Origin of the sequence: Candidatus Liberibacter asiaticus, from assembly GCF_000590865.3 — a bacterium.
In the GTDB taxonomy this organism is placed as follows: domain Bacteria; phylum Pseudomonadota; class Alphaproteobacteria; order Rhizobiales; family Rhizobiaceae; genus Liberibacter; species Liberibacter asiaticus.
Genome location: NZ_CP010804.2, coordinates 771,752 through 788,850, shown reverse-complemented (window position 1 = coordinate 788,850; position 17,099 = coordinate 771,752). Strand labels below are relative to the sequence as shown.

Here is a 17,099-nt window from a genome sequence, read left to right as displayed (position 1 = left end):
CGTAAAGATGAATCTCATTTTTAACTTCTGTTCTAACGTTAACGAGATCTGCTTTAGTTGTGGCAGTATGATGTTTCCAAATTTGAAAGTTGTACCCTTCAACACTATTTGTGTTCTAAATACATCAAGTCACAGCAGTCAGTACTGCACTGTTTTAGGCGATAAAAATACTACGTTGGGTTAAACCTCGACTCCTGTAAGAATTAAAATAGCTACCTATACCTACAAATGTCGCATAAAAAGATAGGTAAAATTATTGAGCTATTTTACATGCAAAAAGAAAACATCGCACAATTAATCTCTTCTGTCTTTTATCTTTTAGATGATAAGAGATAGTTAAACACATGATTTTATTTTATAATTATATTTATACAAATAATTCTAAATATTAACATGAGAAACAATTTCTACTACTCGGTTGGCAGGTAAGTGAAAATAGTCAGATGGATCTTCTGCATAAGTAGAAAGCATAATAAACAAATGATCTTGCCAATTAGGCATTCCAGCTCGTGATGTCGGTACTAATTTACGACGTCCTAAGTAAAATGATGTGTTCATAATTTCAAATTTTAATCCATTATTTCTCAACTCTGCCAATGCTTGAGAAACATTTTGTTCTTCCATGTACCCAAAAAATAATTCAACACGCGAAAAGTGTTCGGAAATCTTTTCGCATACAAAGCGTTTTTCTTTTGGGATCCGTGGTTGATTAGCTGTATTAATCGTCAGAATAATATTCTGTTCATGTAAAATGCGATTGTGTTTGATATTCTGTAATAAAGCATCTGGGACAGCTTGTGAATCACTCGTCAGAAAAATTGCAGTACCTGGAACTTGTTGGCTTGAATTTTCTATTGAGATTATAAAGGAGTGAATTGGAATATCAGCGTGGCGAGTGAGTGTAGATAAAAGATTTGTACCTCTTCTCCATGTCCACATTACGATGATACAAAGAGAAGCAATCAGCAATGGAGTATATCCACCATCAAGTACCTTAAATAAATTCGCTCCTAAGAAAGTCATTTCAATCGATAATAATGGAAAGAGGAAGATGATAACCTTAGAAATTTTCCATTTCCAACACACATGAACGAAAACAGAAAACATAATTGTGGAAATGACCATAGTCCCACTGACAGAGATTCCATATGCCGCAACCAAAGATTCAGAATGCCTAAACCCAATTACAAATAGGAGAACTCCAACAAATAGAAACAAATTAATGCTTGGCAAAAACACTTGTCCTTTAAAAGTTTCTGAGGTGAAGAATATCTTCATACGCGGTAAAAAGCCCAAATGAATCGCCTGTCTTGCTAATGAAAATGTTCCTGTAATCACGGCTTGACTAGCAATAACCGTTGCACATGTTGCTGTTAAAACTGCAAAAGGTAAAAACCATCCTCCAAACATCATATAAAAAGGATCTTTGATAGCTTCAGGATTGGAAAGTACCAGAGCTCCTTGTCCTAAGTAATTGATTGCTAAGGCTGGAAAGATAACCATCCAAGCATATTGAATTGGTTTACGACCAAAATGTCCAAGATCAGCATAGAGCGCTTCTGCCCCCGTAATGGTTAAAAAAACCGAACCCAAAACAACGAGGGAAATAGTTCCTTTTCCAAAAACCATATGCAAAGCATACATAGGATTAAAAGCAGCGAGAATACCCCAATCATCCGATATATGGATCAATCCTGATACTGTTATCATTAAAAGCCAAGCGACCATAATAGGAGAAAAAAAACAAGCCACTCCTTTAGTGCCGTGAGATTGCAACATGAATAATAGAACTAATATTCCTAAAGCAATTAGGATAATAAAATTATCTAATTCCGGAGCTATATACCTCACACCTTCTACTGCAGAAAGGACAGATAGCGCTGGTGTTACCATACTATCGCCAATAAACAACGCAGAACCAGCCAAGCCCAATGCTATTAATACAGTTGATCGCTTAGGAATTTTTTTTAATAACAAAGCAAGGAGGGATAATATTCCACCTTCACCATCATTATCTGCCCTTAATAACAATAAGATATACTTTATTGTCACAACGATGGTAAGAACCCAAATCATGAGGGAAACTAAACCTATAACCTCGGTCCTTTCCACAAGAAGAGTATGATTCATTGTTGTTGTTTTTAACGCTTCTTTAAAAGCATAGAGAACACTAGTACCAATATCTCCATAAACAACACCTATGGATTCAAACATAAGGTAAAAAGGATTTGGACTATTCTTTTGAAGATCTTCGGTCTGAGTATTCATGATAACAAAACATTTGCCTTTATAAATTAGTAGCTTCCTTAGTGATTTTTTTCTTATCGACTAAGAAAAGATTCTTTTATATCGTATAACAATAAAAATGGATCATCCTAAATATGTATTCATTTTTTAATCCGATCATCACGGATACAGCATATAGGAAAACCTCGCTCAAGATTAATATTGTTCTATAGAAGAAAACGAACCCTTGATATCATAGGAATAATACAAAAAATATTTATTCCCGACAATGATAAAATCTTAAGGAAGATATCCTTATGAAAGTTTTAAATTATTTAAACAAAAAATTGTTGGATACGATCTGAAATTTCTTGATATATTTCCGAAGTTGCTGAATTCATATTATGCACTACGATTGGAATTCCTAAATCTGATAGCACTCTAACATCCATATCAAAAGGCACTGATTCCAAGAAAGGTATGCCTATTTTCTCTGCTTCAAAACGCGCCCCACCGTTTCCAAATAGATCATACTTTTTACCAGTATCAGAAGCCAAGAAATAGCTCATATTTTCAATCATACCAATAATAGGTATATTCATTTTCTGATACATAGAAATTGCTCTTTTTACATCAATCAAAGCCAAATCTTGCGGAGTAGAAACAATTACAACACCTGAAAGAGGTATTTTTTGTGCTATTGTTAGATGAGCATCACCAGTTCCTGGAGGCATATCTATCAACAAAAAATCTAATTGTCCCCAAACCACATTATGCAACATATGCATTATAGCAGATTGTACCATTGGTCCCCGCCATATCATTGCAACATTTTCATCTACGAGGGAAGCCATAGACATTATTTTAATGCCATAATTTTCCTTAGGTTTTAAGAATTTTTTATCTGATATTTCTACTTTCCCAGATATTTTTAAAAGTTTTGGTATGGAAGGACCGTAAACATCCGCATCCAATATAGCAACATTTTTGCCTTTATTTTTCAATGCACATGCAATGTTGACAACAGTAGTTGACTTTCCAACCCCTCCCTTTCCAGAAGCCACTGCGACGAATTTTTTAACATTTAGATTATTTCTTTGTTGTGGGGGATTTTTATTTTCTGTGAGTGTGACGACGGCATTTTTCACAGTGGGAATATTTTGTATTATCTGTTGAGCGTTGGAGCGCAAGGATTGCAATTGGTGTGCGATAGTGTGGGGAACGGTGATGGAGAGATAGACGGTATTGTGGACGATAAATATCTCAGATAGCCGTTGCATCTCTACGATATTGTTTTTTTCTCCAGGGATAGATAAGACTTTCAAAGAATCCACAATTTGATTTTTTAGGATTTGGTTCATTGTGAGGGAGACCCGTAATACAATGGTTGCGGAGGTGGGATTCGAACCCACGACCTTCAGGTTATGAGCCTGACGAGCTACCAGACTGCTCCACCCCGCGATAATAATCTCATCATTACTAAAAAAAACAATCCGTCCTTTATAGACCTGGCAGCGACCGACTCTCCCGCATCTTAAGATGAAGTACCATAGGCGCTAGGGCATTTAACGGCCGTGTTCGGAATGGGAACGGGTGCAGAAACCCCGCAAAAGCCACCAAGTCTATAAAAAACGAATGGAAAATGGTCTTTAAAAATTTATGACTATGGACAATAAGAGCAATCAAGCCAATCAAGCTATTAGTACTGGTCAGCTTCACTAGTTACCTAGCTTCCACATCCAGCCTATCAACGTGGTAGTCTCCCACAGCTCTGATAGGGAATACTCGTTTTCAGGTTGGTTTCCCACTTAGATGCTTTCAGCGGTTATCCATTCCGTATTTAGCTACCCTGCTATGCTATTGGCATAACAACAGGTCCACCAGAGATACGTCCATCCCGGTCCTCTCGTACTAGGGAAAGATCCTGTCAATATTCCTACACCCACGGCAGATAGGGACCGAACTGTCTCACGACGTTCTGAACCCAGCTCACGTACCGCTTTAATTGGCGAACAGCCAAACCCTTGGGACCTTCTCCAGCCCCAGGATGCGATGAGCCGACATCGAGGTGCCAAACAACCCCGTCGATATGGACTCTTGGGGGTCATCAGCCTGTTATCCCCGGCGTACCTTTTATCCGTTGAGCGATGGCCCTTCCACGCGGAACCACCGGATCACTATGACCGACTTTCGTCTCTGCTCGACTTGTCAGTCTCACAGTCAGGCAGGCTTATGCCATTGCACTCAACAAGCGATTTCCGACCGCTCTGAGCCTACCATCGCGCGCCTCCGTTACTCTTTCGGAGGCGACCGCCCCAGTCAAACTACCCACCATACAATGTCCCGACCCCGGATAACGGAGCGCGGTTAGACATCCACTTTGATAAGGGTGGTATTTCAAGGATGGCTCCACAAAAACTAGCGCCTTCGCTTCAGTGCCTACCACCTATCCTACACATATCAAAACAAACGCCAATGTAAAGCTATAGTAAAGGTGCACGGGGTCTTTCCGTCTAACCGCAGGAACCCCGCATCTTCACGGGGAATTCAATTTCACTGAGTCTGCGTTGGAGACAGTGGGGAAGTCGTTACGCCATTCGTGCAGGTCGGAACTTACCCGACAAGGAATTTCGCTACCTTAGGACCGTTATAGTTACGGCCGCCGTTTACTGGGGCTTCAATTCAGAGCTCTCACCCCTCCTATTAACCTTCCAGCACCGGGCAGGCGTCAGACCCTATACTTCGTCTTACGACTTCGCAGAGCCCTGTGTTTTTGGTAAACAGTCGCTACCCCCTAATCTGTGACACCTCCTCTTGGTTGCCCAAAAAAAGGTCACGCTTATCCCGAAGTTACGCGCGCAATTTGCCGAGTTCCTTCAACGCAGTTCTCTCAAGCGCCTTAGTATGCTCTACCTGACCACCTGTGTCGGTTTCGGGTACGGTCTATACGGTGGAGCTATTTCCTGGAACCAATCCAAAGCACACTTAATCCAATAAAAATGTACAATATACTTGATCCGTCACTTCCACCAGGCCCACAAATATTAATGTGGTTCCCATCAGCTACGCGTTTCCGCCTCACCTTAGGGGCCGGCTAACCCTGCTCAGATTAACTTTAAGCAGGAACCCTTGGTCTTTCGGCGAGAGGGTTTCTCACCCTCTTTATCGTTACTCATGTCAACATTCTCACTTCCGATACCTCCAGAGGCTCTCACAAGTCCTCCTTCATCAGCTTACGGAACGCTCCGCTACCACTCGTTTAAAAATAAACAAATCCTCATCTTCGGTGCATGGCTTTAGCCCCGTTACATTTTCGGCGCAAAAATCCTTATCTAGACCAGTGAGCTGTTACGCTTTCTTTAAATGATGGCTGCTTCTAAGCCAACATCCTGGTTGTTTTGGGATCTTCACATCCTTTCCCACTTAGCCATGACTTCGGGACCTTAGATGGAGGTCAGGGTTGTTGCCCTCTCCACAATGGACGTTAGCACCCACTGTGTGTCTGCCAACTAGTACTCCTCGGTATTCGGAGTTTGGTTAGGAGCAGTAAGGCGGTAAGCCCCCATAGCCTATCCAGTGCTCTACCCCCGAGGGTATTCAGTTAACGCTCTACCTAAATAGATTTCGCGGAGAACCAGCTATCTCCGAGTTTGATTGGCCTTTCACCCCTAGCCACAAGTCATCCCAATCTATTGCAACAGATACGGGTTCGGTCCTCCAATTGGTGTTACCCAACCTTCAACCTGCTCATGGCTAGATCACTCGGTTTCGGGTCTAATGCAACAAACTAAACGCCCTATTCAGACTCGCTTTCGCTACGCCTACACCTACCGGCTTAAGCTCGCTTGTCACACTAAGTCGTTGACCCATTATACAAAAGGTACGCCGTCAGCCTCGCGGCCTTCGACTGTTTGTAGGCATTCGGTTTCAGGGTCTATTTCACTCCCCTCATAGGGGTTCTTTTCGCCTTTCCCTCACGGTACTAGTTCACTATCGGTCATGCACGAGTACTTAGGCTTGGAGCGTGGTCGCCCCATATTCAGACAGGATTTCACGTGTCCCGCCCTACTCAAGGATAGAAAAAATTATTACGTATACGGGGCTATCACACACTATGGCTTACCTTCCCAGGTAATTCTACTTAAATCTTTCCTACCACTGGCCTGATCCGCGTTCGCTCGCCACTACTAACGGAGTCTCAATTGATGTCCTTTCCTACAGGTACTTAGATGTTTCAGTTCCCTGCGTTCGCTTCTTTTACCCTATTTCATTCAGATAAAGATACCTTCAAAATACCTAGAAAATTAAACCAACTTAGTTCAGTTTCCTAGGCACATAAGGCGGGTTACCCCATTCGGAAATCTACGGATCAATGCTTATTTGCAGCTCCCCATAGCTTATCGCAGCATATCACGTCCTTCATCGCCTGTGCATGCCAAGGCATCCACCAAATGCCCTTTCGCGCTTGATTACTCTCATTGTCAATCGTCATAAAGTTCTTTGCAAACTCTTTATAATTAAAAAAACATAATATCCTTATGCTTCTTCAATAGACCAATTTCCTGAGATAAATTCTCAACGTGCGGTTAACAACGCCGGTATCTTATATGTCGCATACAATGCCAACATAAAAAATACAAAAAAATATATCTTCTATTCAATTTTCAAAAAACTCTTGCTCCAAAAAATCAGAACAAAATTCCATAATTACGCCAATGGTGGAGCCGAGCGGAATCGAACCGCTGGCATCCTGCTTGCAAAGCAGGCGCTCTACCGACTGAGCTACGGCCCCCTGAACAAAAAGTGGTGGGCCCAGGTAGATTTGAACTACCGACCTCACCCTTATCAGGGGTGCACTCTAACCACCTGAGCTACGGGCCCTCAAAACCAAATATTAACGACCCCCCATCATCGCAAAAAATCCGAAAAGAAAGAGAAACATGGACGGCGATCCTTTTAAAAACGCTGCTTCACAACAGCAAATTTATATCAAGCTTAATTAAAAGCTTTAATCTTCAAAAAACGTTCAGATCACTCAATAAATTCAATGATACTCAACATCTTCCTTAGAAAGGAGGTGATCCAGCCGCAGGTTCCCCTACGGCTACCTTGTTACGACTTCACCCCAGTCGCTGACCCTACCGTGGCCGGCTGCCTCCTTGCGGTTAGCACACCGTCTTCAGGCAAAACCAACTCCCATGGTGTGACGGGCGGTGTGTACAAGGCCCGAGAACGTATTCACCGCGGCATGCTGATCCGCGATTACTAGCGATTCCGACTTCATGCACTCGAGTTGCAGAGTGCAATCCGAACTGAGATGGCTTTTGGGGATTAGCTCCGCCTCGCGACTTCGCAACCCATTGTAACCACCATTGTAGCACGTGTGTAGCCCAGCCCATAAGGGCCATGAGGACTTGACGTCATCCCCACCTTCCTCCGGCTTATCACCGGCAGTCCCTATAAAGTACCCAACATCTAGGTAAAAACCTAAACTTGATGGCAACTAGAGGCAGGGGTTGCGCTCGTTGCGGGACTTAACCCAACATCTCACGACACGAGCTGACGACAGCCATGCAGCACCTGTGTAAAGGTCTCCGAAAAGAAAATACCATCTCTGATATCGTCCTATACATGTCAAGGGCTGGTAAGGTTCTGCGCGTTGCATCGAATTAAACCACATGCTCCACCGCTTGTGCGGGCCCCCGTCAATTCCTTTGAGTTTTAATCTTGCGACCGTACTCCCCAGGCGGAGTGCTTAATGCGTTAGCTGCGCCACTGAATGGTAAACCACCCAACAGCTAGCACTCATCGTTTACGGCGTGGACTACCAGGGTATCTAATCCTGTTTGCTCCCCACGCTTTCGCGCCTCAGCGTCAGTATCAGGCCAGTGAGCCGCCTTCGCCACCGGTGTTCCTCCGAATATCTACGAATTTCACCTCTACACTCGGAATTCCACTCACCTCTCCTAAACTCTAGACAACCAGTATTAAAGGCAGTTCCAAGGTTGAGCCCTGGGATTTCACCTCTAACTTAATCGCCCGCCTACGCGCCCTTTACGCCCAGTTATTCCGAACAACGCTCGCCCCCTTCGTATTACCGCGGCTGCTGGCACGAAGTTAGCCGGGGCTTCTTCTCCGAATACCGTCATTATCTTCTCCGGCGAAAGAGCTTTACAACCCTAAGGCCTTCTTCACTCACGCGGCATGGCTGGATCAGGGTTGCCCCCATTGTCCAATATTCCCCACTGCTGCCTCCCGTAGGAGTCTGGGCCGTGTCTCAGTCCCAGTGTGGCTGATCGTCCTCTCAGACCAGCTATAGATCGTAGCCTTGGTAGGCTCTTACCCTACCAACTAGCTAATCCAACGCAGGCTCATCTCTCTCCAATAAAATCTTTCCCCCAATAGGGCGTATACGGTATTAGCACACGTTTCCATGCGTTATCCCGTAGAAAAAGGTAGATTCCTACGCGTTACTCACCCGTCTGCCGCTCGTATTCGCATACGCGCTCGACTTGCATGTGTTAGGCCTGCCGCCAGCGTTCGTTCTGAGCCAGGATCAAACTCTCATGTTCTTGCCAAAGGCACTGCCATGTAAAATCCAATGCTACAAACATCTTCCAACGTCATAACAACAGAAAAACATGAACAACGAACCTCTCACATCGTAATTAATAACATAATTACAAAAATAAAAAAAACCGCCGTCCACGTCTCCCTTTCTTCTCTCTATTCTATTCTCAAATAACGTCACCAGTACTAAACAGATCACATAACCAAGTCAACCAAAATTACTCAAAAAAAATACTCCAACCAATAATACTCAAAGATACAATAACCAATATTTGACTCTATGTGTTAGAATTAGGATATTAATAGTACAGGCAACATTCACTACAAGGTTACCAACAATGAGAATTCTCTCCAAAGCCTATATTCCTGAATTGCCAAATTACTATTCTGGCAAAGTTCGAGAAAACTACTTTTTAAGCGATGGAACCCGCATTACCATAGCAACAGATAGATTGAGCGCATTTGATCAAAATATCGCTTGCATTCCATATAAGGGTGAAGTGTTAAATCAAATAACACAATATTGGTTCCACCATACATCAGATATATGTAGCAATCATACCTTAGATTACCCAGATCCTAATGTCTTAGTGGGACAACAATTGCAAATGTTCCCGATAGAATTAATTGTGCGTGGCTATTTAGCGGGCAATACCAAGACTTCCCTTCTTACATTTTATAAAAATGGAAAACGTAAGATATATGAATATCTACTGCCTGATAATATGTCCGACAATCAGAAATTACCATATCCTGTGATAACTCCTACAACAAAATCTTCAGAATCTGCTTCTGGTTGTGACCAACCTATATCCCCAAATGAAATTATCCACAGAGGAATCTTAACTCGAAACCAATGGGAAACAATCTCTTCTTATGCTCTCTCTCTCTTTGAGCGAGGATGCAAACTTGCACTAGAAAACGGTTTGATTCTCGTGGATAGTAAATATGAATTTGGCATAGATAAAAAACAAAACATCATTCTAGCTGATGAAATTCATACGCCAGATTCTAGTCGTTACTGGGAGGTTGAAACCTACGAAAAATCCTTTAGAGAAGGAATTACTCCCATTGGATTAGATAAAGATTTTATTCGCAATTGGATACTCACGCGTTGCAATCCTTATAGGGATAATATTCCTGATATTCCTGAAAATATCATACTTCGCACATCACAAACCTACATTGCAGCATATGAAAAAATAACCGGATTAAAATTTATTGCTGACAATTCGGAACTACCTCCCTTAGAGCGAATCCGCAATAATTTACGCAAATACACACACCGTCATCTTTCATCACGCAATTAAACCCCGATGCATATCTCAGAGTAAATCCCTCGCAACAGCCTATTAATCATATAGCCGAGAATCAATTTAACGGTTTTTATAACCTCCCGAAAATATCACTTTCAATCTCCTATAAAAAATAACCCATCTTTTTTCTATGACTATTACAAAAAACAATGAACACCAACACTCAACATATATTCTTTTTTTAAAGCATTGTAAAAAGCGCATAGTCAATGTATAAGCTCGAGTAGTATGTTGACTTTGATGTAATTCTTGCAATTTCAGAAAACAGAAGATATTTTGGTTTTTAGAAGAAAATGGATATTAATTTTGATGTACATTAGTACGCGTTAGTACTTTCCCTGGTAGCTCAGCGGTAGAGCATTCGACTGTTAATCGACAGGTCGCCGGTTCGAATCCGGCCCGGGGAGCCATATATAAATCGTAATTCATTCATATTAAGTTATTTTTTCAGCACGACCGTAACAGTAAGGTTTAGGTTATTTTTTGAGGCAATCAACCTTCTTCTAATTAACAAATAAAATATTTTAGATGCTGTAATATGGATGACTTGTTAAATCAGGAATAACATCCTCTTCTTATTTCCAATGACCTAGTAATTCCATGAAAAAGAACTGAGGAAAACATATGTACAAGGTGTAAATTTTCTTTTAAAATGTGATCACTAGTTAGTTTAGATAATGAGTCACTTCGCATAAAATATCTTTTTAAAACGTTAGCTTTGATCGCCTCTCATCTTCAGTTTCTTTCCTTCAGATGATTTAGTGGTAACATCGTTGATCTGTCCAAAGCCAAAATTAACAGCTGAAAAACCCAAATTCATCAACTCAGCGATGAGGAGAATGAAACGCTATCACCCTTCATAAGAGCACAACATAAATGCGCTATCAACTAAAATAATTTAGTTGCAACCTATCTAACCCTCTCATTATACGTATCAAAGATTCAATATCCCCATATTCCCTCCCATAAAATAAAAAATTTAAATTGCCCATTTTTTCTGTGTCGTAAATGAAATTGTCAGCCACCTTTCTTCCCCTAATCCACCAATAGCATTTCCTATCTCATGTCTTATAGCGTCAAGAGATGCTATTCTCTTAATTGGATAATGTGCGGGGACGATTAAGTATATCTCTATAATGCGAGAACGACCGACCTTGGTAACGTATGTGTAGAAGTCAAGAAAACCATGACGGATCACAATAGGATAGAGCGCTTCCCTTACCTGACTATCAAGATCAGGCGAAGTCATCTGAAAAATTTCAAAAGTTGCGCTCTTCATCGTACAAATTGCCGATGGAAGAATAAACAAACAAATGAACATCAAAACCATCGAGTCAACGTAAGGAATAATCCAATCGTACGCGCTATCTCTCAACAACATGGCACATAAAAAAGCGATCACAACAGCCAATAACAGGTATCCTGCGACAATCCAAGATTTTGCATCCAATGCGATAAAATCAGATTTTATTTCCCGATTGCATCTGTTTTCGTATACGCCCATCATCAAACAAATAAATGAAGCTACACAAGAGTAAATGACAGCTTTTTCGAAATTAATATCATGCCCACCTGATATAATATTTAAAATAGAAATCAAAAATTCATAAAGCGCTACACATATCAATATAACAGAATTAAAAGCCAAAACCATCGGTTCAAAATGCCAAAAACCAAACTGGAAATATCTCTCACGCTCGCGATAATCAACTTTTGAAACATCTCGCGCAATGAGTTTGGCTACCAACAAAGAAAGCGCTGTCATCCCTGCTTCTAAGTATGAATAAAATCCATCAAAAACAATTGAGGAAGAGTTTGTAATCGTACCAATAATGAGATTTACCGATGCCATAAAAATTGTCATACAAATGGACAGTTTTAACAACGATTCTTCTGATTTTGATCTTGCTTTATAGTTTTGCATCTAGTAACCTTACAGTGTATTTTAACAGCAATCTACGGACAATTATATTTCGTTGAAAAAATATCTTTTCTATGGAGTGGGTTTAGTTTTGACAACAAATTATTTGACTCTATCCAGAATCTTTATGTTCTTAGATAGCATAAAATGGAGTAAAATGTATGGACTTTAAACTGCCAAATTTACCTTATAGTTATGATGACCTTTCTCCGTATATGTCGAAAGAAACACTTGAGTATCACCATGATGTGCATCATAAGAATTACGCCGACAATGCATTAAAGCTCGCATCTGATGCCGAAATGTTGCACTTGTCTCTTGAGGAAATTATAATAAAATCACATGGATCTAATGCCGGTCTTTTTAATAATGCTTCCCAATATTATAATCACAATCTTTTTTGGGCATGTATGAAGAAAAATGATGGAAAAGGAAAAGTACCTCAAGCGCTAAGCGATGCCATCGATGATAATTTTGGGAGCTTTGAAAAGTTTAAGTCAGATCTTATTACAGCCGCTTCTACACAATTTGGATCTGGATGGGGATGGTTATCCGTAAAAAATGGAAAACTAGAGATATCAAAAACCCAAAACGCCGAAAACCCTCTCATAAATGGAGCAATACCTATCCTTGGTATAGACGTGTGGGAACATGCGTATTACTTAGATTTCAAGTATAGGCGTGCGCATTACATTGAATCCTTCATTACCAACCTTGTGAACTGGGAATATGTCTGTGAACGTTATGAGACAGCTATGCTAGCTCAAAAGGTGACTTAATAATTCTTTGAGCTGATATTTTATTTTAAATAATATGCAACAGGTAGAGGTGGTGTGTATTAAAACGATCGCATGAGGAATAAAAATATATACATTTTTTGCGTTCAGGTTTTTCACGTTTATTTTTTTCCGGCACTTCCGCTTTTCCTTCTTTTCTCTTGAAAAAACACAAGATAATAAGAATATAGTGTATCCATAAAATAGGCTTAGTATAATAATTAAGCGAAAACAAAGAAAAATTTTATTAAGAATATATTTTTAGAATTTAAAAATCTGCAGTGAACTTAATTTACAAGTACCCGAATAAACGTATTCGCTCAAAATATTTGATATAAGCAGTACATCTCCACCATAATCATCATACTGCGCATCTAGGCACCAAATTTCAAGAACAGAATTATTCTTTAAAAAAGAACTTTAAAAAAATGGAAAAGTCAAACCTAGCATCAAAGGGAAAGAATCGCCGAAACTACTAATACGATCCTGATGGAGAAGTAACATCATCCTTGTTACATTTTCTACCACGCATATCATCCATGATCCTTTTTTTCAAAATAGAAGATGCCTTAAACACCACTACACGACGAGGATCAATTTTTACCTCTTGATTGGTCTGTAAATTACGTCCAACACGCGAACCCTTTTGCTTTACATGAAAAGTAGCAAAAGAAGAAATCTTGATTGCTTCTCCACGCACCGCAGAATCACAAATTTCGTTAAATAGGGTCGTAACAAAACGAGTAGAATCTTTCCTAGAAAGACCAAATTCTTTTGAAATAGATTTTACCAAATCCGATCGGGTTATAGTTTTGCTCATGACATACCATCCAATTTATTATCACCATCCACGCAAAAAAATCTCAACACGACAAACATTATCTAACTACCATCGTAATAGTACAGTCCCCGAAGTAAATCCTCCGCCCATTGCTTCCAACAAAAGGCAATCCCCCTTTTTAACACGCCCTTCTTTCACCGCTACAGCTAAAGCAAGGGGAATAGAAGCAGCAGAAGTATTGCCATGTATATCCACCGTAACAATTACTTTATCAAAAGGAATCTTCATCTTGTCTACTATACTATTGATAATACGCCAATTAGCTTGATGTGGAACAAACCAATCAATATTTTCAATTGTCAAATGAGTAGAATCAAAAACTTTTTCTATCAATTCCACGGCCTTTTCCACCGCATACTTAAAAACCGCCTTTCCTTCCATACGAATACAACCCACAGTTCTAGAAGTAGAAGGCCCACCATCTACGTATAACTTGTCAATATAAGAACCATCAGAACATAAATACGTTGATAAGATACCTGTATCAGCCATACTAGAGCCTTTCACTTCCACTCCCTCAAGAATCAAAGCCCCAGCACCATCGCCAAACAAAACACAAGTAGAGCGATCAGACCAGTCAACAATACGCGAGAACGTATCAGATCCTATTACCATAACACGTCGCACAACTCCTGAGCGTATATATGAATCTGCTGTAGTCACTGCATAAACGAATCCAGAACAAACAGCCTGCATGTCAAAGGCAAAACCGCGCTTCATTCCCAAACGATTCTGAATATTGACAGCAGTCGAAGGGAAAGTCTGATCTGGAGTCGACGTAGCTACAATTATTAAATCAATATCGTCTACACTCATTTCCGCATGATGCAATGCATCACGCGCAGCCGCCTCTCCAAGAGAAGCAGTTGTCTCATCTTTTCCAGCGATATGCCGTCGACTGATACCAACACGCCTTTTAATCCAACCATCGGAGGTATCTACAATACTCTCTAAATCAGAATTAGACAACACCCTCCGAGGAAGAGATAAACCAATCCCTCGTACGGTAGAACGAATCACGTTTATCACTTTCCACTACCTGACACAATTTTCTTCTCATGCACATCTAGCAAACTATCCCGAACTCGCTGCATATCATCCTTCACCATATCTATAAAACCATTTTGAGACATATTATGAGCAATACCTAAAACATTAAATATCGACTTAGCATCACTACTCCCATGCCCTTTTACAACAAGCCCATCAACTCCTAGCAAGACTCCCCCATTAAAATTACGCGGATCAAATCCTTCTTTTACCTCCCGTAAAGATTTTTTGATTAACAAACAACCAATCCTAGATAACAATGTCCTATTTAAAGATTTCTGCAAAACTCCTGAAATATGACGAACCGCCCCTTCTGCGGCTTTAATGGCAATATTACCAGAGAATCCTTCGGTTACGATGACATCTACAAAACCCTTTGCTATATCATTCGCCTCAATGAAACCCTTGTATTTAAAAGCACCACAACACTCTCCACGCAATAAACGCGCCGATTCTTGTAAGACATCGTTCCCTTTTATTTCCTCAGTTCCAACATTAAGCAATCCTATAGATGGACAATTGATTCCCGCAACGGAACGAGCAAAAAAACTACCCAAAATAGAAAGTTGCACCATATGCGATACAGTAGACCCGATAGTAGCACCGACATCCAATATAATGCACTTCCCCTTAACAGTTGGCCAAAATGCCGCAAGAGATGGACGATCCACTCCGCTGATCCTACTTAAACATAATCTAGCCATAGCAATCAGAGCACCAGTATTGCCAGCAGTAACGACAGAAGCAGCTTGATTTTTCTTCACCGCTTCAATAGCACGCCACATACTAGACACATTTCTACCCCTACGCAACGCATCTGCCGGCCTCTCATCCATCGCGATAGATACCTCACAGTGATGAAAACAGCTACGCTCTTTTAAGAGTGGGTGAGAATCCAAAATTGGCAAACAAACCTTAGCATCCCCATACATTAAAAAACGAATCCGAGGATGAGCTTCAAGAAATTTAGAGGCTCCTAAAATAAGATCCCTCGCCCCTAAATCTCCTCCCATAAGATCAAGAGAAATCGTATCGACGTTACCCCCTTGCAATACATCCATTTGATTCATCTACTACTACCCTCACAGACATTAAAATATCCCTAACCATATACGATATTTATTATTGTAACATTATTTGATATTCTTTTGCGTTTTTCCGTCTCAACTTTAATTGCTGCTAAAAACTAAATATAGATTTAGTTTTTTAATTGATCTGTATCATATATATTAGAAAATGTGATCCCCTCTTTTTTAGGATATGGATTAATTGCTATAGCTGTAAAATCAGCAATTACCGCACCAATGTCAATGACTCCATCCTCTGAAAAGGGTAAAATATCAGGTTCTCGTATCACTACAACGTTTTTTTTACCAGAAGTATCACCATTTGGATACAAGAACTTTGAAGAAGAAGGCACAAAAATACATCCTAATGTATCCTCTACTTCAGACAGCAATGGCTCTAAAGTAATGACACATGATTGTATAATGGTTGCATACAGGTTACCTGACATACGAACTCCCACTTTTTTCCAAACAGAAAGCTTAACATCAGCACACCAACTTTCAACCGACATTACCCCTAATTGTTCTGCTAATTTTTTACAATCTAAAGAATCCGCCTTTAGTTTCAGATTCATCGGAGTAGAAAAAACCGCTTGTACACTAACGGGATATGAATAGTTACTATGGTTTCTCAATTGACCCCACCCTTATTTTGCTACAACTGTTAAAAAATTTTGTTATAATCATTGCCTACTTTTACCGAATTTTCTTATGAGAATCATGTAATGTATATTTTATTTGTGGATAAGATTGTATAAGATTGTAAGTGATGATGGTTTTTTTACTGATGTATGCTTTGTTAGGAGGATACTAAAAACGAAACATCAGCTGTGAGGAGAAATGAAGAAGATATTATTCCTAAATAATTTTTTCTTTGGGAAGCTTTCTTTTAATAAAGCGCTCTTTATAATTGTAATAGGACTTGTGGTTGATTATCATGTTTCTTATGGAAGCATAAGCGGAGCTTCCTTAGATATGTCTGCTATTTCTCTCGTATCTCAAGGATCGTCGCGTAGTCATGTGATTGAATCTCTGGGGAGTCCTTCTTTCAGTATTCTGCATAATGGTAATAGATCGCAGTCTTTTTACTACGTTTCACAAAAGAAAAAGTGGTTCCCTGTAAAATTTTTATCTCCTAAGATTATGGAATATATTGTTCTAAAAATCACATTTGGAGAGAAAGGTGTCGTTTCCAGTGTCTCGATGGAAAGGCTTCCAAATAGGAGGTTCAATCCAAATCCGCATACAATACCTGCCCCCATTCAAACAGCAGATGGGTTTTTACGTCGATTGTTAAATCCAAATGGGAGATCCGCCTAATGAAATATTTTG

General features: G+C 40.1%; 10 protein-coding genes, 4 tRNA genes and 3 rRNA genes. 4 read left to right on the top strand and 13 right to left on the bottom strand.

Features of this window, described 5'->3' with window-relative positions:
* Positions 1-381: 381 nt before the first annotated feature.
* From CD16_RS03610 to CD16_RS03575, 8 genes are all read right to left on the bottom strand, one after another.
* The gene (locus tag CD16_RS03610) at positions 382-2,268 is read right to left on the bottom strand and encodes a potassium transporter Kup (RefSeq protein ID WP_015452667.1); all 1,887 of its coding nucleotides are present in this window, start codon (positions 2,266-2,268) and stop codon (positions 382-384) included.
* A gap of 293 nt (positions 2,269-2,561) precedes the next feature.
* On the bottom strand, positions 2,562-3,587 hold the full coding sequence (locus tag CD16_RS03605; RefSeq protein ID WP_015824922.1) for an Mrp/NBP35 family ATP-binding protein: 1,026 nt from the start codon (positions 3,585-3,587) through the stop codon (positions 2,562-2,564).
* A 23-nt stretch (positions 3,588-3,610) separates the two neighbouring features.
* Positions 3,611-3,687: transfer RNA gene (locus CD16_RS03600), tRNA-Met, on the bottom strand.
* 45 nt (positions 3,688-3,732) lie between these two features.
* Positions 3,733-3,847: ribosomal RNA gene (gene rrf, locus CD16_RS03595) — 5S ribosomal RNA — on the bottom strand.
* A gap of 57 nt (positions 3,848-3,904) precedes the next feature.
* Positions 3,905-6,697 (bottom strand): 23S ribosomal RNA (locus CD16_RS03590).
* A gap of 245 nt (positions 6,698-6,942) precedes the next feature.
* Positions 6,943-7,018 (bottom strand) — tRNA-Ala (locus CD16_RS03585).
* A 12-nt stretch (positions 7,019-7,030) separates the two neighbouring features.
* Positions 7,031-7,107: transfer RNA gene (locus CD16_RS03580), tRNA-Ile, on the bottom strand.
* A gap of 189 nt (positions 7,108-7,296) precedes the next feature.
* Positions 7,297-8,798 (bottom strand): 16S ribosomal RNA (locus tag CD16_RS03575).
* The 16S, 23S and 5S rRNA genes sit together here with 3 tRNA genes alongside, the layout of an rRNA operon.
* Before the next feature lie 336 nt (positions 8,799-9,134).
* On the opposite strand from CD16_RS03575, the gene CD16_RS03570 reads away from it, so the two are divergent.
* Entirely contained in the window at positions 9,135-10,106 is a 972-nt protein-coding gene (locus CD16_RS03570; protein WP_015452665.1) for a phosphoribosylaminoimidazolesuccinocarboxamide synthase, read from the top strand.
* Between the two features lie 341 nt (positions 10,107-10,447).
* Positions 10,448-10,522, top strand: a tRNA-Asn gene (locus tag CD16_RS03565).
* 569 nt (positions 10,523-11,091) lie between these two features.
* Here the strand turns inward: CD16_RS03565 and CD16_RS03560 are convergent.
* Positions 11,092-12,036: a cation diffusion facilitator family transporter gene (locus CD16_RS03560; RefSeq protein WP_015452664.1), complete on the bottom strand. Its 945-nt coding sequence runs from the start codon at positions 12,034-12,036 to the stop codon at positions 11,092-11,094.
* A gap of 158 nt (positions 12,037-12,194) precedes the next feature.
* On the opposite strand from CD16_RS03560, the gene CD16_RS03555 reads away from it, so the two are divergent.
* Positions 12,195-12,812: a superoxide dismutase gene (locus tag CD16_RS03555; RefSeq protein ID WP_015452663.1), complete on the top strand. Its 618-nt coding sequence runs from the start codon at positions 12,195-12,197 to the stop codon at positions 12,810-12,812.
* A 472-nt stretch (positions 12,813-13,284) separates the two neighbouring features.
* On the opposite strand, the gene CD16_RS03550 is transcribed toward CD16_RS03555, so the two are convergent.
* The 4 genes from CD16_RS03550 to CD16_RS03535 form a co-directional block, all read right to left on the bottom strand.
* Entirely contained in the window at positions 13,285-13,629 is a 345-nt protein-coding gene (locus CD16_RS03550) for an integration host factor subunit alpha (protein WP_015452662.1), read from the bottom strand.
* Between the two features lie 66 nt (positions 13,630-13,695).
* Positions 13,696-14,670: a beta-ketoacyl-ACP synthase III gene (locus tag CD16_RS03545; protein ID WP_015824921.1), complete on the bottom strand. Its 975-nt coding sequence runs from the start codon at positions 14,668-14,670 to the stop codon at positions 13,696-13,698.
* Between the two features lie 5 nt (positions 14,671-14,675).
* Positions 14,676-15,770 (bottom strand): phosphate acyltransferase PlsX, encoded by a 1,095-nt coding sequence (gene plsX, locus CD16_RS03540; RefSeq protein ID WP_015452660.1) that lies wholly within the window; start codon positions 15,768-15,770, stop codon positions 14,676-14,678.
* A gap of 128 nt (positions 15,771-15,898) precedes the next feature.
* The gene (locus tag CD16_RS03535) at positions 15,899-16,402 is read right to left on the bottom strand and encodes a DUF177 domain-containing protein (protein WP_015824920.1); all 504 of its coding nucleotides are present in this window, start codon (positions 16,400-16,402) and stop codon (positions 15,899-15,901) included.
* Between the two features lie 205 nt (positions 16,403-16,607).
* On the opposite strand from CD16_RS03535, the gene bamE reads away from it, so the two are divergent.
* A complete protein-coding gene (gene bamE, locus CD16_RS03530) occupies positions 16,608-17,087 on the top strand; it encodes an outer membrane protein assembly factor BamE domain-containing protein (RefSeq protein ID WP_015452658.1) in 480 nt (159 codons plus the stop codon).
* Positions 17,088-17,099: the final 12 nt, after the last annotated feature.

Coding starts and splice junctions, on each gene's coding strand:
- CD16_RS03555 (WP_015452663.1), top strand. CDS start 12,195: ATGGACTTTAAACTGCCAAATTTACCTTATAGTTATGATGACCTTTCT.
- CD16_RS03570 (WP_015452665.1), top strand. CDS start 9,135: ATGAGAATTCTCTCCAAAGCCTATATTCCTGAATTGCCAAATTACTAT.
- bamE (WP_015452658.1), top strand. CDS start 16,608: ATGAAGAAGATATTATTCCTAAATAATTTTTTCTTTGGGAAGCTTTCT.
- plsX (WP_015452660.1), bottom strand. CDS start 15,770: ATGAATCAAATGGATGTATTGCAAGGGGGTAACGTCGATACGATTTCT.
- CD16_RS03550 (WP_015452662.1), bottom strand. CDS start 13,629: ATGAGCAAAACTATAACCCGATCGGATTTGGTAAAATCTATTTCAAAA.
- CD16_RS03560 (WP_015452664.1), bottom strand. CDS start 12,036: ATGCAAAACTATAAAGCAAGATCAAAATCAGAAGAATCGTTGTTAAAA.
- CD16_RS03605 (WP_015824922.1), bottom strand. CDS start 3,587: ATGAACCAAATCCTAAAAAATCAAATTGTGGATTCTTTGAAAGTCTTA.
- CD16_RS03610 (WP_015452667.1), bottom strand. CDS start 2,268: ATGAATACTCAGACCGAAGATCTTCAAAAGAATAGTCCAAATCCTTTT.